Source organism: Agromyces protaetiae (genome assembly GCF_004135405.1).
Taxonomy (GTDB): Bacteria; Actinomycetota; Actinomycetes; order Actinomycetales; family Microbacteriaceae; genus Agromyces; species Agromyces protaetiae.
The window spans coordinates 872,162-896,873 of the sequence record NZ_CP035491.1; the positions used below are offsets into that span (position 1 = coordinate 872,162).

At 70.3% G+C, this 24,712-nt stretch carries 24 protein-coding genes and 3 pseudogenes; 10 read left to right on the top strand and 17 right to left on the bottom strand.

Features of this window, described 5'->3' with window-relative positions; genetic code table 11:
* Window positions 1-111 precede the first annotated feature (111 nt).
* On the top strand, window positions 112-1,281 hold the full coding sequence (locus tag ET445_RS04050) for an SGNH/GDSL hydrolase family protein (RefSeq protein ID WP_208008534.1): 1,170 nt from the start codon (window positions 112-114) through the stop codon (window positions 1,279-1,281).
* A gap of 46 nt (window positions 1,282-1,327) precedes the next feature.
* Here the strand turns inward: ET445_RS04050 and ET445_RS17430 are convergent, their stop codons facing one another.
* Both ET445_RS17430 and ET445_RS18565 read right to left on the bottom strand, forming a co-directional pair.
* On the bottom strand, window positions 1,328-1,837 hold the full coding sequence (locus ET445_RS17430) for a TetR/AcrR family transcriptional regulator C-terminal domain-containing protein (protein WP_129189061.1): 510 nt from the start codon (window positions 1,835-1,837) through the stop codon (window positions 1,328-1,330).
* A 17-nt stretch (window positions 1,838-1,854) separates the two neighbouring features.
* A pseudogene (locus ET445_RS18565) lies at window positions 1,855-2,034 on the bottom strand (hypothetical protein); the annotation flags it as partial.
* 78 nt (window positions 2,035-2,112) lie between these two features.
* On the opposite strand from ET445_RS18565, the gene ET445_RS04065 reads away from it, so the two are divergent.
* The 4 genes from ET445_RS04065 to ET445_RS04080 are packed head-to-tail and all read left to right on the top strand — an operon-like array spanning window position 2,113 to window position 5,018.
* A complete protein-coding gene (locus ET445_RS04065; RefSeq protein WP_243695313.1) occupies window positions 2,113-3,078 on the top strand; it encodes an ATP-binding cassette domain-containing protein in 966 nt (321 codons plus the stop codon).
* Window positions 3,075-3,923 (top strand): ABC transporter permease, encoded by an 849-nt coding sequence (locus ET445_RS04070; protein ID WP_129189065.1) that lies wholly within the window; start codon window positions 3,075-3,077, stop codon window positions 3,921-3,923. Before ET445_RS04065 ends, ET445_RS04070 begins: the two co-directional genes overlap by 4 nt.
* Before the next feature lie 26 nt (window positions 3,924-3,949).
* Window positions 3,950-4,369, top strand: coding sequence for a TIGR03618 family F420-dependent PPOX class oxidoreductase (locus ET445_RS04075; protein ID WP_129189067.1), 420 nt, complete (start codon window positions 3,950-3,952; stop codon window positions 4,367-4,369).
* A 4-nt stretch (window positions 4,370-4,373) separates the two neighbouring features.
* Window positions 4,374-5,018, top strand: a complete 645-nt coding sequence (locus ET445_RS04080) for a class I SAM-dependent methyltransferase (RefSeq protein ID WP_129189069.1) — start codon at window positions 4,374-4,376, stop codon at window positions 5,016-5,018.
* Here the strand turns inward: ET445_RS04080 and ET445_RS17140 are convergent.
* The gene (locus tag ET445_RS17140) at window positions 5,015-5,182 is read right to left on the bottom strand and encodes a hypothetical protein (protein WP_165314289.1); all 168 of its coding nucleotides are present in this window, start codon (window positions 5,180-5,182) and stop codon (window positions 5,015-5,017) included. The two genes, ET445_RS04080 and ET445_RS17140, sit on opposite strands and share 4 nt — an antisense overlap.
* Window positions 5,183-5,353: 171 nt before the next feature.
* Here ET445_RS17140 and ET445_RS04085 point away from each other — a divergent pair, with 171 nt between their 5' ends.
* The gene (locus ET445_RS04085; protein WP_129189071.1) at window positions 5,354-5,695 is read left to right on the top strand and encodes a DNA-3-methyladenine glycosylase family protein; all 342 of its coding nucleotides are present in this window, start codon (window positions 5,354-5,356) and stop codon (window positions 5,693-5,695) included.
* A gap of 18 nt (window positions 5,696-5,713) precedes the next feature.
* On the opposite strand, the gene ET445_RS04090 is transcribed toward ET445_RS04085, so the two are convergent.
* From ET445_RS04090 to ET445_RS18580, 5 genes and pseudogenes are all read right to left on the bottom strand, one after another.
* Entirely contained in the window at window positions 5,714-6,523 is an 810-nt protein-coding gene (locus ET445_RS04090; protein ID WP_129189073.1) for a metallophosphoesterase family protein, read from the bottom strand.
* Window positions 6,524-6,557: 34 nt separating this feature from the next.
* Window positions 6,558-7,505: an Ig-like domain-containing protein gene (locus ET445_RS04095; protein ID WP_129189075.1), complete on the bottom strand. Its 948-nt coding sequence runs from the start codon at window positions 7,503-7,505 to the stop codon at window positions 6,558-6,560.
* Window positions 7,506-7,595: 90 nt separating this feature from the next.
* Window positions 7,596-7,958, bottom strand: a pseudogene (locus ET445_RS18570) (Ig-like domain-containing protein); the annotation flags it as partial.
* Window positions 7,898-8,431, bottom strand: a pseudogene (locus ET445_RS18575) (Ig-like domain-containing protein); the annotation flags it as partial. The pseudogenes ET445_RS18570 and ET445_RS18575, both read right to left, overlap by 61 nt.
* Window positions 8,422-8,868 (bottom strand): Ig-like domain-containing protein, encoded by a 447-nt coding sequence (locus ET445_RS18580; RefSeq protein WP_424922894.1) that lies wholly within the window; start codon window positions 8,866-8,868, stop codon window positions 8,422-8,424. The gene ET445_RS18580 and the pseudogene ET445_RS18575, both read right to left, overlap by 10 nt.
* Here ET445_RS18580 and ET445_RS17815 point away from each other — a divergent pair.
* The gene (locus ET445_RS17815; protein WP_243695315.1) at window positions 8,771-9,757 is read left to right on the top strand and encodes a hypothetical protein; all 987 of its coding nucleotides are present in this window, start codon (window positions 8,771-8,773) and stop codon (window positions 9,755-9,757) included. The genes ET445_RS18580 and ET445_RS17815 overlap by 98 nt on opposite strands.
* On the opposite strand, the gene ET445_RS04110 is transcribed toward ET445_RS17815, so the two are convergent.
* Entirely contained in the window at window positions 9,735-10,160 is a 426-nt protein-coding gene (locus tag ET445_RS04110) for a TOBE domain-containing protein (protein ID WP_129189081.1), read from the bottom strand. The two genes, ET445_RS17815 and ET445_RS04110, sit on opposite strands and share 23 nt — an antisense overlap.
* A gap of 103 nt (window positions 10,161-10,263) precedes the next feature.
* Here ET445_RS04110 and ET445_RS04115 point away from each other — a divergent pair, with 103 nt between their 5' ends.
* Window positions 10,264-11,250: an aldo/keto reductase gene (locus ET445_RS04115; RefSeq protein WP_129189083.1), complete on the top strand. Its 987-nt coding sequence runs from the start codon at window positions 10,264-10,266 to the stop codon at window positions 11,248-11,250.
* A gap of 51 nt (window positions 11,251-11,301) precedes the next feature.
* Here ET445_RS04115 and ET445_RS04120 read toward each other — a convergent pair whose 3' ends face one another.
* Window positions 11,302-12,252, bottom strand: coding sequence for a methyltransferase family protein (locus ET445_RS04120; RefSeq protein WP_341769737.1), 951 nt, complete (start codon window positions 12,250-12,252; stop codon window positions 11,302-11,304).
* A 172-nt stretch (window positions 12,253-12,424) separates the two neighbouring features.
* On the opposite strand from ET445_RS04120, the gene ET445_RS04125 reads away from it, so the two are divergent.
* A complete protein-coding gene (locus ET445_RS04125; protein WP_129189085.1) occupies window positions 12,425-13,945 on the top strand; it encodes an MATE family efflux transporter in 1,521 nt (506 codons plus the stop codon).
* A 49-nt stretch (window positions 13,946-13,994) separates the two neighbouring features.
* Complete coding sequence (locus tag ET445_RS04130; protein WP_129189087.1) at window positions 13,995-14,756, top strand: formylglycine-generating enzyme family protein; 762 nt, start codon at window positions 13,995-13,997, stop codon at window positions 14,754-14,756.
* Window positions 14,757-14,762: 6 nt separating this feature from the next.
* Here ET445_RS04130 and ET445_RS04135 read toward each other — a convergent pair whose 3' ends face one another.
* The 7 genes from ET445_RS04135 to ET445_RS04165 all read right to left on the bottom strand — a co-directional run bounded on the left by ET445_RS04135 (window position 14,763) and on the right by ET445_RS04165 (window position 24,711).
* Window positions 14,763-16,562 carry an ABC transporter ATP-binding protein gene (locus tag ET445_RS04135; protein ID WP_129189089.1) on the bottom strand — a complete coding sequence of 600 codons (1,800 nt, stop codon included), beginning with the start codon at window positions 16,560-16,562 and terminating at the stop codon, window positions 14,763-14,765.
* Window positions 16,559-18,439 carry an ABC transporter ATP-binding protein gene (locus tag ET445_RS04140; RefSeq protein WP_129189091.1) on the bottom strand — a complete coding sequence of 627 codons (1,881 nt, stop codon included), beginning with the start codon at window positions 18,437-18,439 and terminating at the stop codon, window positions 16,559-16,561. The genes ET445_RS04135 and ET445_RS04140 overlap by 4 nt, the downstream gene beginning before the upstream one ends.
* Window positions 18,436-19,797, bottom strand: a complete 1,362-nt coding sequence (locus ET445_RS04145; protein ID WP_129189093.1) for a GntR family transcriptional regulator — start codon at window positions 19,795-19,797, stop codon at window positions 18,436-18,438. The genes ET445_RS04140 and ET445_RS04145 overlap by 4 nt, the downstream gene beginning before the upstream one ends.
* Before the next feature lie 109 nt (window positions 19,798-19,906).
* Complete coding sequence (locus ET445_RS04150; RefSeq protein ID WP_129189095.1) at window positions 19,907-21,169, bottom strand: acyl-CoA dehydrogenase family protein; 1,263 nt, start codon at window positions 21,167-21,169, stop codon at window positions 19,907-19,909.
* Window positions 21,166-22,890 (bottom strand): dipeptide ABC transporter ATP-binding protein, encoded by a 1,725-nt coding sequence (locus ET445_RS04155; RefSeq protein WP_129189097.1) that lies wholly within the window; start codon window positions 22,888-22,890, stop codon window positions 21,166-21,168. The genes ET445_RS04150 and ET445_RS04155 overlap by 4 nt, the downstream gene beginning before the upstream one ends.
* Before the next feature lie 88 nt (window positions 22,891-22,978).
* Entirely contained in the window at window positions 22,979-23,782 is an 804-nt protein-coding gene (locus tag ET445_RS04160) for an ABC transporter permease (RefSeq protein ID WP_208008536.1), read from the bottom strand.
* Complete coding sequence (locus tag ET445_RS04165; RefSeq protein WP_129189099.1) at window positions 23,779-24,711, bottom strand: ABC transporter permease; 933 nt, start codon at window positions 24,709-24,711, stop codon at window positions 23,779-23,781. Before ET445_RS04165 ends, ET445_RS04160 begins: the two co-directional genes overlap by 4 nt.
* Between the last annotated feature and the right edge of the window lies 1 nt (window position 24,712).

Genomic DNA, 24,712 nt, shown 5'->3' on the forward strand with positions numbered 1-24,712 from the left:
TCGGTCCCGCGAGGAACACCCCCTATTGGTTTCTCGAAAGGTCCGTCGATGCGCCCGCTTCGAATCATCCGTTCTCGCCGTTCCGCCCGCGTTCTGACCGCGGGCCTTCTCATGTCGGGCCTGCTGACCGCGGGAGTCGTGACAGCGCCGGCCGCGAATGCGGCGCCGGGCGGCGACGCCTACGTGGTGAGCCTCGGCGACTCGTACATCGCCGGCGAGGCCGGCCGGTGGGCGGGCAACAGCAACAAGGGCGAGAAGTACATCGACGCGCTCGGGTCATCCGCGTACTTCGACAACGCGACGAACAACGCCGAGCAGATCACGCGCTGCCACCGCTCGAAGTCGGCCGAGATCTTCCTCGGTGACGGCGTCAACGGGGTGAACTTGTCGTGCTCGGGTGCCCGTACCGCGACATTCACCGACTCGAACGGCAACTTCAAGCCGGGCCTCGACTTCTACAGCTCGGGCTCGAACCAGGGTCAGGCGCTCGCGCTGCAGAACTTCGCGGCGACCCACCGCGTGACGATGGTCGTCGTCTCGATCGGCGGCAACGACTTCGCGTTCAAAGACATCGTGACGAGCTGCGTCGCCGACTTCCTCGCGTCGCCGTCGTGGTGGAAGGACTACTGCAGCGACGACTCGTCGGTCGTGAAGAACTTCACGGCGGCGAACATCGCCACGCAGACGGCGAACGTCGCGCAGGCGCTCAAGAACGTGCGGCAGGCGATGGTCACTGCCGGCTACGCCGACTCGGAGTACAAGATCGTCGTGCAGAACTACATGTCGCCGATCCCGACCGCGTCGGGCTTCCGGTACTCGCAGTCGGGGTACACGCGCCAGTCGACCGGCGGCTGCGGGTTCTGGGACGGCGACGCCGACTGGGCGAACAACACTGCCCTCGTCGCGATCAACGGCGCCGTGCGCAACGGGGTGACGCAGAGCGGCCTGACGAACGTCGTGACCCTCGACCTGGCGTCGGCGTTCAACGGACACCGGCTGTGCGAGAAGGGCGTCGGGCTCATCGAGGAGACCGGAGTCGGGTCGTGGAGCGCGCCCGGCGCGGTCGACAAGAGCGAGTGGATCAACCAGATCCGCACCGTCTCGACGGCGACGACGAACTACTACATCCAGGAGTCGATCCACCCGAACTACTGGGGTCAGCTCGCGCTGCGCAACTGCGTGCGCCAGGCCTACAACAACGGCGCGATCCGCGGCGGCACGTGCAACATCTCGGGCGCCGGGCTCAACGCGCTCGGTGAGCCGAACATGGCGCTTCGCTGAGCGTGCGCCTCCCGGCGCGCCTCGCTGAGCGCTGAAACGCGAGTGCTCAGCGCACAGCGATTCCGCGGATGAGCCGGTCGAGACCCCGCTCGAACAGTCGATCGGGACTCGACGCGGCGGGGTCGGCTTGCATGAGCGACGTGATCGCACGCGCGAGGTGCGGCCGCGCGGGGTCGGCCGCCATGGAGGCGAAGTGGTGCAGCCGGGCGAGCGCGTCCTCGGCCGCCGGCTGCCGCTCGAGTCCGGTGATCGTGCCGACCCATGCGTTCAGCAGTCCGATGAATTCGATCCGTTCGCGCGGGTCGAGGCCGGTGGGTTCGAGCGCGGCGAGGAAGAACTCCATGTAGTCCTGCGTGTGGGGGCCCCAGGTCGCGTGCGGCGCGAGTTCGGCGCACCAGGGGTGCCGGCGGTAGACGTCGCGGATGCGCTCGGCGATAAGCGTGACATCCGCCCGCCACTCCCCGACGGTGACGCGGGGAGCTCGAGCTCCGCGATGACCTGGTCGACCATGAGGTCGAAGAGGTCGTCCTTGCGCGAGATGTAGCGGTAGAGGGATGCCGCGCCCGCGCCGAGTTCGGACGCGATCGCGCGGATCGACACGCCCTCGATGCCGTTGGCGTCGCCGAGGGCGACGGCTGCCCGCGCGATCTCGTCGAGGGTGTGGGTCGGTCGCGGGCCTTTGCGAATGTCACGTTCGCGGTTCCAGATGACTTCGGTTTCCACTGCTCCCCCTTCCCGACTCAGCTGATCCATGATGCCCACGATTTTACTGCGAACACCGTGTTCAGTATATTGGAGCGTACCGCGAGCACTGATCGCTGAAGGAGTTGTATGAACGGCATGCAGGCACCTGCCATCGCAGTCGAAGGGCTGACGAAGACCTACGGTCGAGGTCCGAAGACCGTCGAAGCGCTCCGCGGGATCGACCTCGCCGTCGAGAGCGGCACCGTGTTCGGCCTGCTCGGCGCGAACGGGTCGGGCAAGTCGACTCTCGTCCGCGTGCTGTCGACGCTCGCCGCGCCCACCGCGGGCACGGCGTACGTCGGCGGGGTCGACGTCGTCGCCGAGCCGAAGAAGGCGCGTGCCGCGATCGGCGTGACGGCGCAGCAGACGACGCTCGACCAGCGGCTGAGCGGGCGCGAGAACCTCCGCATCATCGGCCGACTCTGCAGGCTCACGAAGGCGGCGGCCCGAGCCCGAGCAGACGAACTGCTCGAGAAGTACGACCTCGTCGAGGCATCCGACCGCCCGGTCAGCACCTACTCGGGCGGCATGCGCCGTCGCCTCGACATCCTCGCGAGCCTGATCCTGCAGCCCTCGGTGCTGTTCCTCGACGAACCGACGACCGGTCTCGACCCCCGAAGCCGCAACGACATCTGGGACGCCGTGAAAGAGCTCGCCGGCCACGGCACCACCGTCTTCCTCACGACGCAGTACCTCGACGAGGCCGACCGACTCGCCGATCGCGTCGTGCTGCTCGACGCCGGACGCATCGTCGCCGACGGCACGCCCAGATCGCTGAAGGAGCGGATCGGCGTGCGGCTCACGGTCGTGCTCGAAGAGCAGCGGGCGGATGTCTCTGCCGCCGCCGTGCTCGAAGCGCTCGGCGTGCGCGACCTCGCCGTCGACGCGACGCCCGACGAGACCTCGATCACGGGCCTCGTCTCCGCGGGGACGCTCACCCTGCCCGTGATCCTCGACGCGCTCACGGGCGCAGGGGTTCGGGTCGCCGACATCGGCTTGCACGAACCCACCCTCGACCAGGCCTACCTCGCCCTGACGGGAGCCCAGCGATGACCACGACCGAACATGCAACGCACGCAACGCACGCAACGCACACGACTCACGCGACGCGCCCGGCCCGCTGGCCGCTCGCCGACGGCTGGACGATCGTTCACCGCAACCTCCTCGCGCTCAAGCGCAACCCCGCCATCGTCGCGGCGAACCTCGTCGGGCCGATCGCGATGGTCCTGCTGTTCGGGTACGTCTTCGGCGGCGCGCTGGCTGCGGGCGGAGACGCCGCCGCGTATCGCGAAGCGCTCGTGCCCGCGGCGTTCGTCCTCGTCGCCGGGACCGGACTCATCATGGCCGCGGGTTCCGCGGCGCTCGACGTGCAGAACGGTGTCACCGAGCGCTTCCGCTCGCTCCCGATGCAGCGCATCGCGGTGCCGTTCGGCCAGGCAGGGAGCCAGCTCGTGCTCTCGGCGCTTTCGCTCGCGGTCATGTCGGGCCTCGGGGTCCTCGTCGGCTGGCGCATCCACACCGACGTCTGGTCGGCCGCGGCCGCGTTCCTCCTCCTGCTGTTCTTCGGTTACGCCCTCAGCTGGGTCGGCATCTACATGGGCCTCCTGATCCGCAACGTCGAGGTCGTGCAGCAACTGTCTGCCCCGATCTTCGGGCTCGTCATGCTCTCGAACGCGTTCGTGCCGACCGCGACGATGCCGCCCGTGATCCGCGACATCGCCGAGTGGAGCCCGTTCAGCGCGGCGATCACCGCGGTGCGCGACCTCTTCGGCAACGGAACCATTCCTGACGGGCCGCTGCCGCTCGCGCACCCGGTCTTGACGACCCTCATCTGGTCGATCGCGCTCATCGCGATCTTCGGCACGCTCGCCGCGCGGCGGTACGCGAAGCGGGATTGAGTGGGCACCGTGACATCCTGAATCACATGACTTCGATCCCTACGATCCCCGAAGACTTCCGCGCGCTGGCCGAAGGCCCGAGCGTCGCGACCCTCACGACGATCGGGTCGAGTGGGTACCCGCAGACATCGGCGATCTGGGCGCTGGTCGACCGCGAGGGCGATGCCGACGTCGTGCGCACCTCGCTTCACGCCTCGCGCCAGAAGTTCAAGAACCTGCGGCGGAACCCGAAGGCGACACTATTCTGGATCGACCCCGCGAACACGCAGCGCACGCTCGAACTGCGGTGCGACGTGACGATCGAAGAGGACACGGGCCTCGTCTTCCTCGAGCGGCTGCTCGCTCACTACGGGCTCGGCCTCGACGCGTTCAACGCACCCAAAGACGACCGGTACACGATCACGTTCACCCCGCGTCGGGTGCGCGTGCATCCGGCACAGGCATGACGAAATGGATGCCCTGCCCCGACGAGAGCGCTGGAACCACAACATCGAGTACCACCGGGTCGTGCTCGATCGGGTGCCGCGGGGGGCGCGGAGCGCCCTCGATGTGGGCACCGGGGACGGCTTGCTCGCGGTCGAGTTGAGCCGCGTCGTCGAGTTCGTCACGGCGATCGACAACGACGAAGGCGTGCTCGAGCGGGCGCAGGCGGATGCCCCGGGCTCGGCAGTCGGGTGGGTGTGCGGCGACTTCGCGGGGTACCCGTTGGCCGAGGCATCCTTCGACCTCGTCGCATCGATCGCGACCCTGCACCACTTCGACGACCCCGGTGGGGCGCTCGCCCGGATGGCCGAACTCACAGCCCCCGGCGGAGCGCTCGTCGTCATCGGGTTGGCGCGCAGTCGAGGCATCCGCGATGCCGCTTGGGAGATCCCGGCGATCGTCACCCACCGCATCACGAGCGCCCGGCGCGAAGTGTGGGAGCATACGGCGCCGACGACTCCGCCGCGGCACACGTACGCCGAGATGCGCGTGATCGCGCGCGGGGTGCTGCCCGGCAGCCGGTTCACGCGGCTCGCATTGTGGCGGTACGCGATCGTGTGGGAGCGACCGCAGGAGGTCGAACCGCTTGCCGCCCGGCGTGCGAGCGTCTAGAACGAACGAGTGAGCGAGCCCGAGGCATCCGACCCCTTCGCCGAAGGCACGCGTGCGCTGGCGGCGCGCGACCCGGTGATCGCGACGCTCGTCGCGGCGACCGGGCCGATCTCGCTGCCGAAGTCGTCCGAGTCGAACTTCGCCGCGCTCGTGCGCGCGATCACCTACCAACAGCTCGCAGAGTCGGCGGCGCACGCCATTCACGGCAGGCTCGTCGCGCTCCTCGACGGCGACGTGAGCGCCGAGCGGATCGAGCGCTTCTCCCCGACGAGCTGCGGCACGTCGGGCTGTCGGCGGCGAAGGCGGCATCCGTCCTCGATCTGGCGGCAAAGGTCATGGACGGCAGCGTCGCCGTCGACGACGACGTGCTCACGGGCCGCACCGACGACGAGATCGTCGAGAACCTCAGCACCGTGCGCGGCATCGGCGAGTGGACGGCGCAGATCTTCACCCTCGTGCACCTCGGGCGCCCCGATGTGCTGCCCGTCGGCGACCTGGGCATCAGGCGCGGGTACGGGCTCGGGTGGCGGGTGCAGGCACCGACCGCGAAGGCGCTGCGGCTCATCGGCGACGGGTACCGCCCCTATCGCAGCGTGCTCGCCTGGTACTGCTGGCGGGCCGACGAGCTGTACGGCATGGGCAAGCCCTCGGCGGTCACGGGCGCTGGAGACACGTAACCGGATGACCCGGCGACATCACTGGGCGAGTGCGACCGCTTCTTGCTTGCCCCGGTAGATCGCCGTGCGCAGCTCGACCGCCCACACCTCGCGCTGCGGCATCCCGAGCGCGTCGGCGACGGCGATCTCGGCCTCGACGTCGTAGGGCACGCGCACGAACTGGATGCCGAACGGTGCGCGCGCCGAGACATCCGTCGTCTTCGAGACATCCGTCGTCTTCGAGGCATCCGCCGCCTCGACGAGGCCCTCGAGGATCACGTACGACGGCGTCGGCTCGTCGAGCGGATTTCCGACGCTGCCGATGTTGAAGAGCGTGCGGCCCTCGAACGACTCGACGTAGGCGTCGTGGATGTCCGCGTAGCCGACGACATCGGGGAGCGGGTCGTCGTAACCGGTCATGTCGGTGTTCTCGAACATGGCCGCGTACTGCTCGGGCGTGTGTTGGAAGTGCACGCGCACGTGCGGGCTCTGTGCCGACGCGTGGAACAGACGGATGCGCCGCCCGCTCACCACGAGGTCGTGACTGAGCGGCAGCGCTCCGAGCCATTCGACCGACTCGGGCGACAGCTCGTCGCGCCACCACACCATCTCTTCGGGGCCGTCGTCGGGGATCGTCCGCAGGAAGTCGTCCCAGTTGCCGCGCACGTTGACCTCGCACACCTCCCGCACGCGCTGCACGGCGGCTTCGCCGCGCGGACCCTTCCCGGCCGTGTCGCCGAGGTTGAAGATGCGATGGATGCCTCGACCCGCGATGTCGGCGAGCACGGCCTCGAGCGCCGTGAGGTTGCCGTGGACGTCCGAGATGAGCGCGATGCGATCGAGGGTCACCGGGTCATCGTGGCAGATGTTCGGAGACCGTGCGTCACCACCTCCACCACCACGGCGGGCGCGGAGGAGCGGGCGGCGCCTTCGGCGGCTTGGTCACGGAATGCGTGAGCGAGGCCGAGCTCGCCGCAAGGCCGGCCGAACCGCTGTAGGACGCGGTGATCCGGTGGCTGCCGGCGGCCAGCGCCGAGGTCGTGAAGGTCGCCTTCCCGTCGGCCGCGACCGCGACCGCCAGTGCAAGGATCCTGTTTCCGTCGCGGAACTGGACGAACCCGCCGCCGACCGCGCCGCCGCCGCGAGGCGTAACGGTCGCGGTGAAGGTCACCGGGTCGCCGGGGCGCGAGGATGTCGGGCTGTGCGTCAGCTTCGTCGCGGTGGTCGTCTTCGCAACGGTCTGCCAGAGCACCGCTGAGGAGCCGCCGCCGAAGACCGACGCGCCGTAGACGGCGGTGATGCGGTGGACGCCGACGCCCAGTGCGCCGGTCGTGAGCGAGGCAGCGCCGCCGGCACCCACCGGGACATTGCCGAGTGAGGTCGCGCCGTCGAAGAACTCGACGGTGCCGCCCCAGATCAGGCCGGCCGAACCCGGTGCTCCCCAGCCCGGCGCATCCGCTGCTCTGACGATCGCGGTGAACGTCACGGGTCGCCCGAACGTCGAGGGGTTCGCGCTCGACCGGAGCGAGGTCGTCGTGGCGGTCGGGTCGACCCGCTGCACGAGGGTCGCCGTGCTCGGCGTGAGCGCGGCCGTGCCGCTGTAGTCGGCCGCGATCGTGTGCGGGCCGACCGAGAGCGCCGAGGTCGTGAAGCTCGCCGTGCCGTTCGACCGCACCGCGACGGGCGCGCCGAGCGGGGTCGAACCGTCGCGGAACTGCACCGTCCCGGTTCGCACGGGCGAGCCGGGCGCACCCGTCGTCTTCACCGTCGCGGTGAAGGTCACCGACCGGCCGACGACCGAGGGGTTCTTGCTCGAGGTGACCTTGGTCACGGTCGGCGTCGTGACCGGCACCGGGTTCTCGACGACCTGTGTGAGAGTGTCGCCGCTCGCGGCGTAGGTTGCCGTGCCGCTGAACTCGGCGGTGATCGTGTGCGATCCGACCGCGAGTGCGGAGCCCGTGAGCGTCGCGGTGCCGTCGTTGGCGACGGGGGTCGGCGAGCCGAGCGGGGCGCCGCCGTCGCTGAACTGGACGGTGCCCCCGAGACGGGCAACCCCGAGCTCGTGATCGTCGCGTTGAACGTCACCGACTGCCCGAACGTCGAGGGGTTCACGCTCGAGGTGAGTTCGGTCGAGGTTGCGGCGGGTGTCGGCGGGAGCGCCTCGACGACCTGGGTGAGCGAGCCGGAGCTGCTGCCGGTGACGGGACTGCCGCCGTAATCGGCCGTGATCGTGTGCGATCCGGCCGCGAGCGCCGACGTCGTGAGCGTCGCCGTCCCGTCGAATCCGAGGAGCACGGCTTCGCCTGCGGGCGTGCCGTCGACGCCGAACTGCACGAAGCCGACCCCGGCGACCGGTATGCCGGCCGATGCCACGGTCGCGGTGAACGTCACCGATTGACCCTCAGTCGACGGGTTCACGCTCGACACGAGCACCGTCGAGGTCGGCGCCGGTGCCGGCGGCGGGCTCGTGATGGTCAGGCACCAGCCGCCTGCGATCGACCCCGAGTCGCCCGTCGCGTCGTCGACGACGAACAGGCTCCAGGTGCCGTTCGGGTTCGTGCCCGCGAAGGTCGAGAGGGCGGTGAGGCCGCTGTGCACGGGGGCAGGGGCGGGCAGTGAGACATCCGCGCCCTCTGCGTCCGAGTCGACCGGCTGGAACGTGCCGGTCGCGAGCGCGCCCAGCACGCCGCCCGCGTCGTCGAACGTGATGGTCGCGTTGGCCACCGGTGTGCCGCCGCCCGCGTCGCTCAGGAGCATGACGTTCTGCCCAGCAGGACCGACGAGCAGGATGTCGAGGTCGATGGGCGAGCTGTGGCTGACGCCGCTGAGGGTCGCGGTGACCTTCGAGAGCGAGGTCGGCAGACCCGACACGGTGACGTTCGAGGGGTAGGGAGTCGACGGGCCGGCGGACGGCACGGTGAGCACGCCCGTGTTGCAGAACGCGCTGCCGTTGACGGTCGTCGGGTTGTCGACGCGCTGCGAGAGCGAGCCGCTGCTCGCGAGGAACCCGGGGCGCCGCCGTACGCGGCCCCGATCGAGTGGGTGCCCTCGGCAAGGCCCGAAGTGCTGAGCGTCGCGACGCCCGAGGCGTTGACCGTGACGGGCGAGCCGAGCAGCGTCGCCCCGTCGCTGAACTGCACGGCTCCAGAGGTCACGGCCGAGCCGTTCGCGGTGACGGTCGCGGTGAACGTCACCGAGGAGCCGGTCGTCGACGGGTTGGCCGACGAGGTCAGGGCGGTGGAGGTCGCGACGGCTGCGGCCGCCGTCGTGATCGTGAGGCTCCAGCCGCCCGCGATGGAGCCGGAGTCCCCCGCGGCGTCGTCGACGAGGTACAGCGACCACGCACCGTTGGCCGCGATGCCGGCGAACGCTCCCGCGAAGGTCGTCTGCGCCGACGGCGTCGGTGCCGGACCGGGGAACGCATCGGCGGTTCCGCTGTCGTTGTTCGTCGGGCGGAAGGTGCCGCTCGACACCGTGCCGCCTCCCGCGAGCGGCCCGCCGGCGGCGTCGGAGAACGTGAGGGTCGCGTTCGTGGCGGGCACCCCCGCGCCCGACGGGCCGATGTCGGACATGAACACGAGGTTCTCACCCGTCGGGGAGACGAGCAGGGCGTCGATGTCGCCCGTGGCCGGGTGCGAGAGCGAGGCGAGCGTGACGGTGACCGCCGTCACGGGGCCGGTCAATCCGCTCACCGTGATCGGGGACGGATACGCACTCGCGGCCCCGTTGTCGGGGATGGTGATGGAGGCGGTGTTCGAGAACGTCGTCGGGCCGTCGGCGTGCGCGGCGCTCGGCACGGTGACGAGTGCGGTCACGAGGGCGAGGACGGCGACGGATGCCGCGGCGAATCGTCGTCGGCCCGTGGTAGGGAGGGCAGTGACCGGTCGTCGGGTCGAGAGGTCGGGAGTTGTCATCGCAGAGCCCGTCGCAGAGAAAATGAGGAATCTTCAGGGCGAGACTACGACTTCGGGCCGGGCGCTGGGAAGAGGCGAACGGGCCTCGGGAAGAGGCGATCAAGCCTCGGGAGGGGGCGAACGGGCGCCGCGAAGGGGCGACGACGTCAGGCGCGCGTCGCGAGGATGACGTTCGACGCCTTGAAGATCGCGGTCGCAGCGACCCCCTCGGCGAGTCCCAGCGAATCGACGCTGTCGTTCGTCACGACCGCCGAGATGACGAGATCTCCGGATGTCACGTCGACGACCGTGTTGACCGCACCGCGCGTGAGCGCGATGACCGCGCCCGAGAACTGGTTGCGTGCCGAGAAACGGTAGCCCGCGGCATCCGTCACGAGCACGATCCACGGGGCCTTGACAAGCGCGACGGCCTCGGCGCCCACGGCGAGGCCCAGTGAAACGGCGCTCTCGTGGGTGACGACGGCCGAGAGGCGCTCGCCGCCCGCGAGCGTGAGCTCGATCTCGTCGTTGACGGCGCCGGGCTTGACGGCCGAGACCGTGCCCTCGAAGCGGTTGCGTGCGGAAGTCTGCATGGCATGAACGGTAGCCGTTCGAGCCTCGGATGTCTCGCCGCCGACGTGACCCCGCATGACGAAACCCGCCCCCCGGTCCCGGCGCAGCGGGAGGATGGAGCACATGACGAGAACGCTCGGACAAGGACTCGAAGTCTCGGCCATCGGCCTCGGCTGCATGGGGATGTCCCAGAGCTACGGCCCGAACCCCGGCACGCGCGACGACATGATCGGCGTGCTGCGCTCCGCGGTCGACCTCGGCGTCACGTTCTTCGACACGGCCGAGGTGTACGGGCCGTTCGTCAACGAAGAGCTCGTCGGCGAGGCGCTCGCACCCGTGCGCGACCGAGTCGTCATCGCGACCAAGTTCGGTTGGAAGATCGAGAACGGCAAGAACACGGGCGGCCTCGACAGCAGGCCCGAGCACATCCGGGCGGTGGCGGACGCATCGCTCGCACGGCTCGGGACGGACGTGATCGATCTCTTCTACCAGCACCGCGTCGACCCCGACGTTCCGATCGAAGACGTCGCCGGCACGATCGGCGAGCTCGTCGCCGAGGGCAAGGTGCGCCACTTCGGCCTCTCAGAGGCATCCGCCGCGACCATCCGCCGGGCGCACGCCGTGCACCCGCTGACCGCGGTGCAGAGCGAGTATTCGCTGTGGACGCGCGACCCCGAACCCGAAGTGCTGCCCGCGCTCGCAGAGCTCGGCATCGGGTTCGTGCCGTTCAGCCCGCTCGGGCGCGGATTCCTCACGGGCACGCTCGACGCATCCGTGCCCTTCACCGACGGCGACATGCGCGCGCGACTCCCCCGCTTCGAAGCCGAGAACCGTGCCGCGAACCAGGCGCTCGTCGACCATGTCGCCGTGCTCGCGCAGGCCAAGGGCGCGACGACCGCGCAGGTCGCGCTCGCATGGCTGCTCACCCAGCAGCCGTGGATCGTTCCGATCCCAGGATCGCGCAGCACGACCCGCATCGCCGAGAACCTCGGCGCAGCCGATCTCGTGTTCACCGCCGAAGAGCTCGCCGACCTCGACACGCTCGCGCAGCGTGTGGGCGTGCACGGCGAGCGGTATGCCGCGCAGGGGCTGGGGCTCGTCGGGCGCTGAGCGCCGCCCGCTCAGCGCGTCAAGCCGAGCGCTTCCCGCCGAGTGCGCTCGCTACGCGTGTGAGTCGACGCTCGCCGGCACGGGCGTGAGCCGCGGACACCAGCACCGCACGGCATCGCGGTAGCGCTCGAAGTCCTCCCCGAACCGCCGTTCGAGGTCGGCTTCTTCGTGCGGCCGGATCGCGTAGTTCCACACGAGCGATCCCGCGATCGCGTAGGCGACGACGAGCCACGAGCCGAGCACGAGCCCGACGGCGGCGCCCTGCACGATGCCGGCGAGCGCCATCGGGTTGCGCACGTATCGGTACGGCCCGGCGACGACGAGTCGATTCGCCATCGCGCGCGGGAGGGGCGTGCCGCCGCCGCGGGTCGACATCGCGACGGCCGACCACATGCCGAGGGCGCTTGCGAGCGCGAGCACGACGAAGCCGAGCACGGTGACGAACGGCGCGGCGAGGAGCGGTGTCACGACCGGCAGCTCGATCCGCCAGCGGCCCTCGAGCCAGGCGAGGACGAGTGGGATCGCGACGAGGAAGAAGCCCCAGAACACGACGATCTGGGCGGCGGTGGCGACGAAGTGCACGGCGACGGATGCCTCGGCGCGCGCCGTGCGGAACGAGAACGGGCCGACGAGCAGCCACTCGGTCGGCACGCGCCCGAGTTGCACGAGACTGAGTGCGACGGCCGAGCAGAAGGTCGCGGCGGCCATGACGACGACGCCCCAGCCCGCTTCGGTCGTGACGGCGGCGTAGACGGCGAGCGACGCAGTGACGAAACCGGTCCAGCCGGTTGCGAGCCAAGCGGACCATGCGGCCAAGGCGGACCGCGCTGCCGCCAGAGCCGCGACCGCCGATGCGCCGACGAAGAGCGGCACGTCGAAGACCGCGACGAGCACCGGGTCGAGGCCGCCGAGCGTCGCCTCGCGCACGAACGGCACCGTGAACACCGCGATCCACCAGACGGCCCGGCGATCGCCTGCGCGGCGAAGTACGCCCGGCCCCACGACATGCAGGCACGATAACACCCGCCGAGACGCGGGTCGCGGCAGGCGCGAGGCCGAGACATCCACAGAGCAGAAGCTCGCGCTCGATTCACTCGAATCGATTCGATAGGATGTCTCGTGGTGCCGCCCGCGACACCGATCCCCCGATCCGTGCGCGACCCGAAACCCGACCATGGCCAAGTCCCTCACCACCGGCGCCCCGTGGCGCGTCATCCTCGCCTTCTCCGTGCCTCTGCTCATCGGCAACGTCGTGCAGCAGATGTACCAGTTCGCCGACGCGATCGTCGTCGGCCGGCACCTCGGCGTGAACTCGCTCGCCGCCGTCGGCGCGACGGGCAGCCTCCTGTTCCTCCTCATCGGCTTCGCGTGGGGCATGACGTCGGGCTTCGCGATCCCGACCGCGCAGGGGTTCGGCGCGCGCGACCAGCTCGCCGTCCGCCGCTCGGTCGCGACGGGCACCCTCCTGACGGCTGCGATGAGCCTCCTCCTCACGGTCGTCGCGCCGCTCATCGCAGGCCCCGCACTCGAACTGCTGCAGACGCCCGCCGAGCTCCTCCCCGAAGCGACCACGTTCGCGCAAGTGAGCTTCCTCGGCGCATCCGCCGTCATGTTCTTCAACTACCTGTCTGCGATCATCCGCGCCATCGGCGACTCGCGCACGCCGCTCGTCTTCCTGACGCTCTCGTGCATCCTCAACATCGGGCTCGTCATCCTCGCGGTGTGGACCCTCGACTGGGGCGTCGGCGGCGCTGCGCTCGCGACCGGCATCTCGCAGGGCGTCTCGGTCGTCCTGTGCCTCGAGTACGTGCGCCGTCGGGTGCCCGTGCTGCACCTCAAGCGCTCCGACTTGAAGGTCGCCCGCGCCGACGTCGTCGAACACCTGCGACTCGGACTGCCGATGGGGTTCATGGCGTCGATCATCTCGATCGGCACCCTCACCGTGCAGGTCAAGCTCAACGAACTCGGCGCCGACGCCGTCGCCGCGTACACGACGGGCGCGCGCGTCGACAACCTCGCGGTCGCCCTCCTCGCCTCCCTCGGCCTCGCGGCCTCGATGTTCACGGCGCAGAACCACGGCGGCGGTCGTCCCGACCGCATCCGCCGGGGCGTCAAGCAGGCGGTGTGGATCGCGATCGTCGTCGCAGTCATCGAGGGCGTGCTGCTCATCTTCTTCGGCGGCGACATCGTGCGGATCTTCGTCGGCGACGGTTCCGAGGCGGTCGTGGCCGACGCCGCGCACATGCTCGCCGTCAACGGCGCGACGTACTGGGCGCTCGGCATCCTGTTCGTCGTGCGCGGAGCGCTGCAGGGGCTCGGGCACACGGCTGTCCCGACCTGGACGGGCGTCATCGAGCTCGTCATGCGCGTCGCGGCGGCGGTCTGGCTCGGCGCGCTCTTCGGCTTCGTCGGGGTCATCTGGAGTAACCCCCTCGCCTGGTTCGGGGCGATCGCGCTGCTCATCCCCGCGTACGTCCGCGAGCACCGCCGCCTCGCGCACGCGCTCGTCTCGCCGACCACGGCGACGCCGACGACGCCCATCCCCGTCGTCGGGCCGAGCGACGGGTCGATGGTCGTCGACGCGGTGTTCACGGCGCCGATCCCCGTGCAGGCGGGCGTGCTGCACGCAGACGAGCCTCGTCGCAAGATCCGGATGCCTCGCTTCGCACGAAGCCGCGCACGCGACCGCGCGTAGCGCGCGCTCGCGTAGCTCGACCCCGGATGCCCCGTGGAACACTGGCGGGGTGGAGGATCTCGAGCTCGCGCACATCCCGGCCGGGAGCGTCACGCTGCACGACGCCCGGCGGAAGCTCCACCGCACGGTCGACCTCGAAGCGTTCGAGATCGGCGTGTTCGCCGTCACGCAAGAGCAGTACGCCGAGCTCGTCGGCCTCGACGGTCTCGCCTCCGAAGTCCGCCACCCGCGTCGTCCCGTGACCGATGTCAGCTGGCTCGGCGCGATCCGGTTCTGCAACGCCGCCTCTGAGTGGGAAGGTCTCGAGCCCGCCTACACGTACGACGGCGAAGACGTCACGTGGCACGTCGACTCCGACGGCTACCGCCTGCCGACCGAGGCCGAGTGGGAGTACGCCTGCCGGGCGGGCTCGAAGGGCGCCCACTACGGGCCGCTCGCCGAGGTCGCCTGGTCGAGCCTCGACGGCGTCACGCATCCGCAGAACGTCGGCGGGAAGCATCCGAACCTCAACGGCCTCTTCGACACCCTCGGCAACGCCTGGGAGTGGTGCTGGGACCTCCTCGACCCCGCGCGCTACGACGACTACCGCGTGTTCCGCGGCGGCGGATATGCCGACGACGCGTGGAGCGTGCGCGCATCGGTGCGCCGAGGCGGCGGCCCGCGCATGCACCACGAAGACGTCGGTCTGCGCGTCGCGCGCGGCGGGTTCGACGCGGTCGGGGCTGCGCAGGGCTGGTCGGCCGAGGCCGACCTCGAACGCGCGATGCAGGGCGAGGGCGTGCGGCCCGTCGGGTGGACGCCGCGGGGGTGACCCCGCTCAGACCGTCGACGCCTCCCACTCGGCGTGGAGCGCTGCGAACTCTCCGCCCGACGCGACGAGCTCGGCAGGAGTGCCGTCTTCGAGCACGCGCCCGCCGCCGAGCACGAGCACGCGGTCGGCGATCTCGACCGTCGAGAGCCGGTGGGCGATGATGATCGCCGTGCGTCCCCGGAGCAGCTTCGCGAGGCCGCGCTGCACGAGCGCCTCGCTTGGCAGGTCGAGCGAACTCGTCGCCTCGTCGAGTATCAACACCGCCGGGTCGGCAAGGAACGCCCGCGCGAACGACACGAGCTGCCGCTGCCCGGCCGATAGCCGTCCGCCGCGCTTGTTCACGTCGGTGTCGTACCCCTCGGGCAGCAGCTCGATGAACCGATCGGCGCCCACCGCCCGCGCTGCCGCGCGGATCTCGTCGAGCGTCGCGCCCGGTCGCCCGATCGCGATGTTGTCGGCGATCGACCCGCTGAACAGGAACGCCTCCTGCGTCACCATGACGACCGCGCGACGCAGGTCGGCGAACGCGAGATCGCGCACGTCGACGCCGTCGAGGCGCACCTCGCCCTCGCTCGCGTCATAGAAGCGCGCGACGAGCTTCGCGAGGGTCGACTTGCCGGCGCCCGTCGAGCCGACGAGCGCGACCGTCTGGCCCGCCGCGATGTCGACGTCGAGGCGAGGCAGGATGTCTCGGCCCGGCGTGTACGCGAACCGCACGCCGTCGAACTCGATGCGGCCGGCCGCGCGCGGCAGCGCGACAGGTTGGCGGGGCGGGCGGATCGTCGGCTGCTCCTCGAGCAGCCCCGAGATCTTCTCGAGGGCCGCGACCGAGGACTGCATCGAGTTGTAGAACTGCGCCATGTCTTGGACGGGCGTGAAGAACCGCTTGGCGTAGAGCACCGCCGCGACGAGCGCGCCGAGCGGCAGCGCGCCCGCGAAGACCCGGTATCCGTCGACGGCGAGAATGCCCGCGACCGCGAGATTGCCGATGAGCACGAGCCCCGGGTTGTAGACGCCGATGAGCCCGACCGCACGCTGGTCGGCGATGCGGTACTCCTCGGCGAGGCGGGCGTGCTCGGCGGCATTCCGCTTCTCGCGGTGGAACGCCTGCACTGCGCGGTGGCCTGCCATCGTCTCGACGAACTGCACGATGAGGTTCGCCGACGCGACGCGCGTCGACCGATAGTGCAGTTGCGACTTCTGCTGGAACCAGCGCGTCAGGAACCACACCGGCACGGCCGTCACGAGCAGCATGAGCCCGCTCCAGGGGTCGAGCACGAACAGGAGCGCGGCGATGAACGCCATATAGAGGAAGCCCGAGAGCAACTGGTTGACGCCTGAGTCGAGCACCTCGCGCACGGCGTCGAGGTCGGAGGTCTGCCGTGCGATGATGCGCCCCGACGTGTAGGTCTCGTGGAACTCGAGGCTCAGCCGCTGCGTGTGGAGGAAGACGCGCTTCCGGAGATCGAAGAGCACGGCCTGAGAGATGCGCGCGTTGAGCCGGATGAACCACAGCGTGAGCACGCCGCCCGCGACGGCCGCCGTGAGGTAGAGGCCGCCGTCGACGAGGACGCGCGTCGGGTCGCCTCCGAGGAGCGTCGGCAGGCCGGCGTCGAGGGCGGATGCCACGAGCAGCGGCCCGAGCGCGCGCGCGCCCTGTGCGGTCGTGACGAGCAGGAGCATGAGCGCGAAGCGCCACCGCATCGGCCGCAACAGGCTGCCGAGGAGCCGCAGCGAGCGACGCCGCACGAACCGGGCACGCTCCCGTTCAAGCAGGATGTCGTCTTCGAACGCCACGCCGCTCATCGGGTCGCTCCCGCAGGTGACGGCGCAGAGACATCCGGTCGTCGTTCCGCCGAGCGCGCGGACGTGACATCCGACTCTCTCCAACGCTCTTCGCGAGCGCGCGACTGGCGCGCGAGGACCGAGCGGTACAGCTCGTTCGATGCGAGCAGCTCGGCGTGCGTGCCGACCGCTGCGATGCGGCCGTTGTGGAGGAGCGCGACCCGGTCGGCGAGGGCGACCGTCGAGGGGCGGTGGGCGACGACGATCGTCGTCGTCTCGCGGAGCGTCGCCCGCAACCGCTCGGTGACGAGCGCCTCGGTGCGCACATCGAGCGCCGACAACGGGTCGTCGAGCACGAGCACGCGAGGCTCGGCGGCGATCGCACGCGCGAGCGCGAGCCGCTGCCGCTGGCCACCCGAGAGGCTCAGGCCCTCTTCGCCGACCAGCGTGTCGACGCCGTCGGGGAGCGCGTGCACGAAGTCGGCGCCGGCGACCTCGAGCGCGCGGAGCAGCACGTCGTCGCCCGCGTCGGGTACGCCGAGGAGGATGTTCTCGCGCACCGATGCCGAGAACAGCACCGGCTCTTCGAACGCGATCGACACGTGGCTGCGGAGGGCGAGCCGTTCGAGGTCGCGCACGTCGATGCCGTCGATCAGCACGCGGCCGCCTGTGACGTCGTAGAGGCGAGGAACGAGTTGGACGAGCGTCGACTTGCCACCGCCCGTCAGTGCGACGAGCGCGAGCGTCTCGCCGGGTTCGACGACGAGATCGATACCGTCGAGGAGGTCGGGCGCGTCGGCGGGTGCGTCGGGGTACCGGAACCGCACGCCCTGGAACTCGAGGCGGGAAGCGCGCGAGGCCGCCTTCGGCGATACCGGTGTCGCGGGATCGAGGATCGTATTCGGCACATCGAGCACCTCGAAGTAGCGGTCGATGGCGGTCTTCGCGTCCATCGACATCGCGAACTGCTCGCCGAGTCGCCCGAGCGGGCCGTTGACGATCGCGGCCGTCGCGAAGAACGCCACGATCGCGCCCACCGTGAGGTCGCCCGACGCGACGAGGAACGCACCGACGACGAGCGACACCGCGAGCGCCGTCTCGGGCAGGAGCGTCAGCACCATCGACACGGTCGACAGCGACCGCGACTTCGAGAGTTCGGTTTCGCGCAGTTCGTCGGCGCGCGCCGCGAACGAGTCGAGGGCGTCGCGCCCGCGCCCGAAGGCCTTGAGCACCCGGATGCCTCGCACCGACTCCTCGACGACCGTCGCGAGGTCGCCCGCCTGGTCTTGCGCGCGCCGCGACGCGATGCGGTAGCGGCGACGGAAGCGGAAGCTCACGACGAGCACGGGCACCGCCGCGACCGCGTAGATCGTGCCGAGCACCCAGCTCGACGAGAGCATGAGCGCCGTGCCGATGCCGATCGTGATGGCGTTGACGCAGATCATCACCATGCCGAAGCTGATCCAGCGGCGGAACCGGCGGATGTCGCTCATCGAACGCGACAGCAGCTGCCCGCTCCCCCACTCGTCGTGGAAGGCGACAGGCAGCTCGGCGAGGTGCTCATAGAGCTGCACCCGCAGTTTCGCCTCGAGCTTCGTGCCCGGCGCGAGGACGAGCTGGCGGCGGGCGGTGAGCAGCCCCGCCTCAGCCAGACCCAGTGCGAGCACGACGCCGACACCCCACCACAGGCCGGCCGGATCGTTCGACTCGAACAACGGGCCGTTGACGATCCACTGCAGCACCTGCGGGATCGCGAGGGCGAGCGCGCTCGCGACGACGGCGCTCGCAAGACCCAGTGCGAGGCGCGGCACGACCTCGCGCGACAGCGGATACAGACGGGCGAGCGACTGGGTGAAGGTGGTCTCTCGGGAGCGATCCGGACCTTCGAGCGCGGTCACTCTTCCTCCGCTGCGAACTGCCGCGCTGCGGCGGACGCCAGCGCGTCCGCAACGGCCGCGACGCCGGCTTCGTCATCGGGAAGGCGCGTCGTGGCGATCCGAACATGAGGACCTGCGGTCCCGAACCCGCTGCGAGCACCGGGGCTCGCCGAAATGCCGTGGCTCGCGAGGACGAGCAGTGCGTCGCGCTCGTCGGCGACCGGCACCCATGCGAACGAGCCACCCGATCCGCCGGCCGCGATGCCGCGCGAGGAAAGTGCCTCCAGCAATGCGCGGTTGCGCCGGTCGTAGGTCGTGGCGGCTGACGACACGAGCAGGTCGACGTCGGGGTCGCCGAGCAGCACGGCGAGCGTGTGCTGAAGAAACGGGTTGCCCTTCGCGCCTTCGCTCGCCTGGAGCGAGGAGATCGCCTCGATCGCCTCAGTCGCGCCCGCGAGGACGGCGGTCTGGAGGCCCGGTCCGAAGGCGCGGGCGAAGTCGATCACTCGGATGACTCGGTCCGGGAGCACCTCGGCGAGAGACGGTGACGACGCGAACCCGCCGGCCGGATCCTCCTCGAGGATCCACGGCCGGACATCCGAAGCCTGCAGCAACGCCGCGAGTGCGTCGCGCCTCCGCTCGGTCAAGGTGGAACCGAGGGGGACGGCGGCGTTGGACTGGAAGGTGACGATGCTCGGCGACTGCGCGAGTGCTGCGGCGAACGAGTCGGGCGACGGCCCCTCGGCGTCGGAGGAGATCAGCGCCAGGCGTGCGTCCCGTCCGCGAAGGATCGCGAGGTTGCGGATGCAGGTGGGATCCTCGACCGCGGCGGTTCCGCCGACCGGAAGCAGTGCGGTGACGGCGAGGTGCATCGCTGAGTGCATCCCGGGTGCAGCGATCAGGAGCGCGGGCTCGAAGGAGAGGCGGGACGTGAGCGCGGCGCCGAGCGCAGGAGCGATTCCGAGGACAGGGGCGGTGAGGACGGATGCGGACGCGCTGAGCAGGGCGCTCGAGAGATCTGGCAGGAGCGCGGGGTCGGCGCCCGCGCGGCCGAGATCCACCACGGCGGGGGTCGATGGGGCGAACGTCGCCGATGACCCCGACGAACGGTCGAGCCGGACGGCCACGGTCGTTCCGCCACGGCGTCGCGTGTCGAGCAGTCCACCCCGTCGAAGCTCGGCCCACGCGTCGGCGACGGCCCCGACGCTCGTTTCGAGCGCGGCTGCGACATCGCGGATGGTCGGGAGCTTGGTCCCGGGGACGAGATCGCCGGCCTCGATCAACGTGCCGATCGTGCGGCGGATGTCGTCGGCGCGCGGACTGCCGATGAGTCGTGCGAGTTCGGCCGCGTCGATCGCGGTGTCTGATGCGATCGTCATGCCGCCTCCACTGGACAATTCGAAATGCACTGTACTCTTCTGCCCATTATCCGACTTCCGATCGTGTCCGTGCGCCAGCTCGGGCCCGGCCGATGACCGGGCCCGACGCTCACTCGGCTGATTCGCCGGTCTGCCAGGTGTTGCTGAGCGCACCGCCGTTGAGCAGGAAGTCCCCGATGATGCGGGCCTTGTTCCGGTGCGGATTGTGCGAAGCGATCGTGCGGGCGTTGCGCCAGTGACGGTCGAAGGCGCGCGCGGTGTCGGTCGCCGAGGCACCGCCGACGTCGAACAGCCGGGTCGTCGCATCGAGCACTGCGTCGATCACGACGAGTTGCGCGTGAGCGGTCGTCTCTTCCGCCGTCGCCACGATCGCCGCGACAGCGTCGTCGTCTGCGCCGGCCGCCTGGAGATCGTGCGACTCCTGCACGCGCTGAACCGCGGCGAACAACGCTGAGTCCGCCTGGAATGCGAGCGCGCTGAGCTCGCCGAGGGTCTCCTGGATGATCGGATCGCCTGCCGCCGTCGACGCGCTCCCGTGGCTGAACACCCGGGTCCGTGACGCGACGAAGTCCGTCGCATCGCTCACGACCGCACGGCCGATGCCGGCGAGGGCGGCCAGCAGCACGAGTTGCACGAATGCACCGCCGTGGCCCGGACCGCCCTTGGCACCCCGCCGCACCAGATCGGCCTCGGGTACTCGGACACCCTCGAAGGTCGTCGTCCCGCTGCCGGTCATGCGCTGACCGAACCCGTTCCAGTCGTCGACCCGGGTGACGCCGTCCGCCGATGTGTCGACGGCGACCCCGACGAACTCACCTTCGTCGTCGACCGCGGACACCGACACCCAATCGGCGAAAAGCGTCCCCGTGCTGTAGAACTTCACGCCGTCGAGACGGAACTCGTCGCCGCTGCGACTGATCCGCGTGCCGAGGGTGCCGACCTTGGCGGAACTCCGCTCGTGCGAGGCGTTGCCGTAGATCGCGCCGTTCGCGATCCGCTCGAGCACCCGTGAACGCCGGTCCGACGTCGGTGCGAGCAACTGCCGCTCCACCTGTGCGAAGTGCGAGCGGAAGATCTGCGCCAGGTTCGAATCGTGCTGGGCCAGATGAGCGAGCAGTTCGAAGAGCTCGGTGACGCTCGCCCCGCCCCCGCCGAGCTCGACCGGAAGCGTCGCACGGGTGAAGCCGGCGTCTCGAAGCGTCTCGATCTCGTCGAACGGGAGCCGCCGAGAGCGCTCGCGCTCGACGGCGCCTGAAGCGATGCTCTCGAACGCTCGGGCGAATCGCTGCTTGTGCGATGCTGCTCGGTCGTTCGCCCAGCCGGGTGTGTACCGGATCTGGCTCGCGAGGGACGGGGCGATCGTGTCGGTCATCTCGTCAGGACTCCATTCGTCAGCGGGATCGTGGTGAGTCTCGGAACTGCTGCGAGCAGCTCTCGCGTGTACGGATCTCGGGGGTCTGCGAAGACCGCGTCGGCGTCACCGTGTTCGACGATCACGCCGTCCTTCATCACGATCAGCGAATCGCTGATGTGGTGCACGACCGAGAGATCGTGGGAGATGAAGAGGTAGGTGAGTCCCAGCTCCTCCTGCAGAGCGGCGAGCAGATCGAGCACTTGCGCCTGAACGGAGACGTCGAGCGCCGACACCGGCTCGTCGCACACGAGCACCTCGGGGCTCGCGGCGAGCGCGCGGGCGATCGCCACACGCTGACGCTGGCCGCCCGAGAGCTCGATCGGCCGCCGCCTCAGCAGCTCGGTCGGCAACCGGACGAGGTCGAGGAGTGCTGCCGCCTGGTCCGCTCGCTCGGATCCGCGGGGAACCTCCGCGGCTTCGAGCGCCTCGCCGAGGACGGCGCCGACGGTATAGCGAGGGTCGAACGAGGCGAGGGGATCCTGGTAGACGGCCTGGAGGCTTCGGCGAGCCGTTCGGCGCGCATCCGCCGGGAGCAGCGTCCAATCGGTGCCCTTCCAGAAGACGCGGCCGGCGTCGGCGGTCTCGACGCCCAGCACGATTCGCGCGGTCGTCGTCTTCCCCGAGCCGGACTCGCCGACAATGCCGAGCGTGCGCCCGGCGGCGACCTCGAACCCCACGCCGTCGACGACGGTGCGGGTGACCCGGTCGGGGCCGACGTAGCTCTTCGTGAGACCCTCGGCACGGATCACGGGCGAAGACGCCCCGGCATCGGTCGTCGGAGCGACCTCGGACGAGACATCCGCGACCCTCGCCGCGTCGCCGTCCCGGCGGACCGCGCGGAGTCGGTCGACGGAGATGACGGGGCCGCGCGACAGGCGCGCACCGCGCGGGTGGAGCGACGGCACTGCGGCGAGGAGATCTCGCGTGTACGGGTGCCGTGGGTCGGCGAGAACCTCGGCGGCCGGTCCCTCCTCGACGATCTCACCCTGGCGCATGACCGCGATCCGGTCGGCCAGCGCGGCCACGACGGCGAGGTCGTGGCTCACGAGCAGCATGCCCCGATCGGCGGCCTTGAGTTCGCCGAGCAGCCCGATGATCCGTGCTGCGATCGTCGCGTCGAGCGCGGTCGTCGGCTCGTCGGCGATGAGGAAGTGCGGATCGACGGCGATCGCCGACGCGATGAGGGCGCGCTGGCGCAGACCGCCCGACAACTGGTGCGGGTACTGTGCGGCCCGGACCTCGGGGGCGGGCACGCCGACGAGCTCGAGGAGCCGGAGCACTTCCGCGTCCCGTTCGCGTCGGGTCAGACGCGCGTGCGCGCGAAGCGGCTCGGCGATCTCGGCGCCGACCTTGCGGAGCGCATCGAGCGAGGCGAGCGCGTCCTGCAGGACGAATCCGATCTTCGCGCCGCGCGTGCGCCGCCAATCGCGCTCCGAGAACCGCCTGAGGTCGTGCCCGTCGAACTCGAGGCGCTCGGCCGTCACCTGCGCCCCTTGCCCCGTGAGACCGATGAGCGTCCGCGCGGTGACGGACTTTCCCGAACCCGACTCGCCGACGAGCGCGAGGCATTCGCCGCGGCCGACCGTGAACGAGACATCCTTCACGACGTGTTTGCGGGCATGCGCAGCGCCGAAGGAGACATCCAAGTGCTCGACGCGGAGCAGGGCCGACCCGCTCATGCCCGCCCCTCCGAGCGGCGCTGGAGGTCACGCCCGACGACCGTGATCGAGAGCACGGTCGCCACCAGGAACGCGGACGGGATGAGGATCAGCCAGGGTGCGTTCGAGATGAAGTTGCGGCCGACCGAGAGCATCGCACCCCACTCGGGCGCGGGCGGGGCGTGCCGAGGCCGAGGAAGCTGAGCGAAGCGCCGGCGCCGATCGCCCCGCCGATCCCGATGGTGGCGAGGATCAGCACGGGTTTGATCGCGTTCGGGAGGACGTGTCGGAAGACGACCTTCGACCGCGAGAAGCCGAGTGTCCGTGCCGCCTCGACATAGGTCGCCGACCGCACCTTGTGCGTCTGCGCCCGCACGATGCGTGCGTAGTAGGCGACGCCTCCGGCGCCGATCGCGAGGATGGCGTTGATGGTGCCGCCGCCGATGATGCCGATCACGACGAGCGCGAGGAGCAGTTCGGGCACCGCGAGCGTCACGTCGAGCACGCGCATGATGGACGCCTCGACGAGCCGGTTTCCGAGCCCGGCGGTCAGGCCGACGGCGATGCCGATCAGGAGGCCGATCACGGTCGCGGTGATGCCGATGACGAGCGAGGCGCCGGCGCCGTGCACGATGCGGGTGTACACGTCGGAGCCCGACTCGTCGGTTCCGAACCAATGGGCGGCGCCTGGCGCGATGAACGTGCGCGTCGGATCGACCTCGAGCGGGTCGCCGGGTGCGAGGAGCGACGGCGCGAGCGAGGCGACGGCGAGCGTCGCGATGAACGCCCACGAGAGCGCGACACCCGGTCGGATGCCTCGGAGCCGCGATCGGGAGATCGCGTCGGTGACGGCTCGGAAGCCGGACTTGCCGGGGGCCTCGGTGATCGAGGCGATCGTGCCTTCCGCAGTCATGCGGTCACCACCCTGGGGTCGATGGACGTGTAGAGGAGGTCGACGAGGAGGTTCACGACGACGTAGACGGCCGCCGAGAGCAGCACGACGCCGAGGATCACCGGAAGGTCCTTGTTGTAGACCGACGCGAGCATGAGCCCGCCGATCCCCTGGCGGGAGAAGAGGGTCTCGGTGATGACGGATCCGCCGAGGAGTCCGCCGACGATGAATCCGGACATCGTCACGGTCGGGATCGCCGCGTGGCGGAGTGCGTGGCGGATCCGGACCGCGAAGTCGCTGAGCCCCCTCGCGCGTGCGGTGAGGACGAACGGCTGCTCCAAGACTTCTTCGAGCTCGTTGCGGAGCACTTGCGACAACGGGCCGAACAGGATCAGGGCGAGCGTCGCCGCCGGGAGGATGAGCGACGGGAACCCGGCCGTGCCGCTGGACGGCAGGAGTTTCCAGGTGAAGGCGAACAGGATCAGGAGGGCGAACCCGACGACGAAGCTCGGGACGGAGGCGAGGAACACTTCCGCCGACGAGACGATCGCGCGGATCCAGGGCCGCCGCTGGGCGCTTGCGAGGGCGACCGCCACGGTAAGCGTGATCGCGAGCAGCGCTGCGAAGCCCGCGAGTGCCGCCGTCGACGGGAGTTGCTGACCGATGGCCTCGGCGACGGGGATGCGGAGCCGGTACGACTGGCCGAGATCGCCCTGGAGCAGATTCCCGAGGTAGTGGAAGTACTGGACGATGAACGGCTGGTCGAGGAGGTAGTCGGCGCGCACCTGGGCGATCGCCTCCTGGGTGGGCCGGGCGTCCGGCCCACCCAGGATCAGCAATGCGGTGTCGCCGGGGATGATGAACACGGCCACGAACGTGAGCGTCGCGGCACCCCACAGGACGGCCACCCCGAGGAGGAGTCGCAGTCCGATCCGGCGGAGGGCGAACATG

Excerpts from the sequence above, each read along its gene's own strand:
- ET445_RS04165 (WP_129189099.1), bottom strand. The coding sequence starts at position 24,711 with ATGTTCGCCCTCCGCCGGATCGGACTGCGACTCCTCCTCGGGGTGGCC.
- ET445_RS04135 (WP_129189089.1), bottom strand. The coding sequence starts at position 16,562 with ATGAGCGGCGTGGCGTTCGAAGACGACATCCTGCTTGAACGGGAGCGT.
- ET445_RS04145 (WP_129189093.1), bottom strand. The coding sequence starts at position 19,797 with ATGACGATCGCATCAGACACCGCGATCGACGCGGCCGAACTCGCACGA.
- ET445_RS04125 (WP_129189085.1), top strand. The coding sequence starts at position 12,425 with ATGGCCAAGTCCCTCACCACCGGCGCCCCGTGGCGCGTCATCCTCGCC.
- ET445_RS04160 (WP_208008536.1), bottom strand. The coding sequence starts at position 23,782 with ATGACTGCGGAAGGCACGATCGCCTCGATCACCGAGGCCCCCGGCAAG.
- ET445_RS04110 (WP_129189081.1), bottom strand. The coding sequence starts at position 10,160 with ATGCAGACTTCCGCACGCAACCGCTTCGAGGGCACGGTCTCGGCCGTC.
- ET445_RS04075 (WP_129189067.1), top strand. The coding sequence starts at position 3,950 with ATGACTTCGATCCCTACGATCCCCGAAGACTTCCGCGCGCTGGCCGAA.
- ET445_RS04150 (WP_129189095.1), bottom strand. The coding sequence starts at position 21,169 with ATGACCGACACGATCGCCCCGTCCCTCGCGAGCCAGATCCGGTACACA.
- ET445_RS04155 (WP_129189097.1), bottom strand. The coding sequence starts at position 22,890 with ATGAGCGGGTCGGCCCTGCTCCGCGTCGAGCACTTGGATGTCTCCTTC.
- ET445_RS04070 (WP_129189065.1), top strand. The coding sequence starts at position 3,075 with ATGACCACGACCGAACATGCAACGCACGCAACGCACGCAACGCACACG.
- ET445_RS04080 (WP_129189069.1), top strand. The coding sequence starts at position 4,374 with ATGGATGCCCTGCCCCGACGAGAGCGCTGGAACCACAACATCGAGTAC.
- ET445_RS04085 (WP_129189071.1), top strand. The coding sequence starts at position 5,354 with ATGGACGGCAGCGTCGCCGTCGACGACGACGTGCTCACGGGCCGCACC.
- ET445_RS04115 (WP_129189083.1), top strand. The coding sequence starts at position 10,264 with ATGACGAGAACGCTCGGACAAGGACTCGAAGTCTCGGCCATCGGCCTC.
- ET445_RS04065 (WP_243695313.1), top strand. The coding sequence starts at position 2,113 with ATGAACGGCATGCAGGCACCTGCCATCGCAGTCGAAGGGCTGACGAAG.
- ET445_RS04050 (WP_208008534.1), top strand. The coding sequence starts at position 112 with ATGTCGGGCCTGCTGACCGCGGGAGTCGTGACAGCGCCGGCCGCGAAT.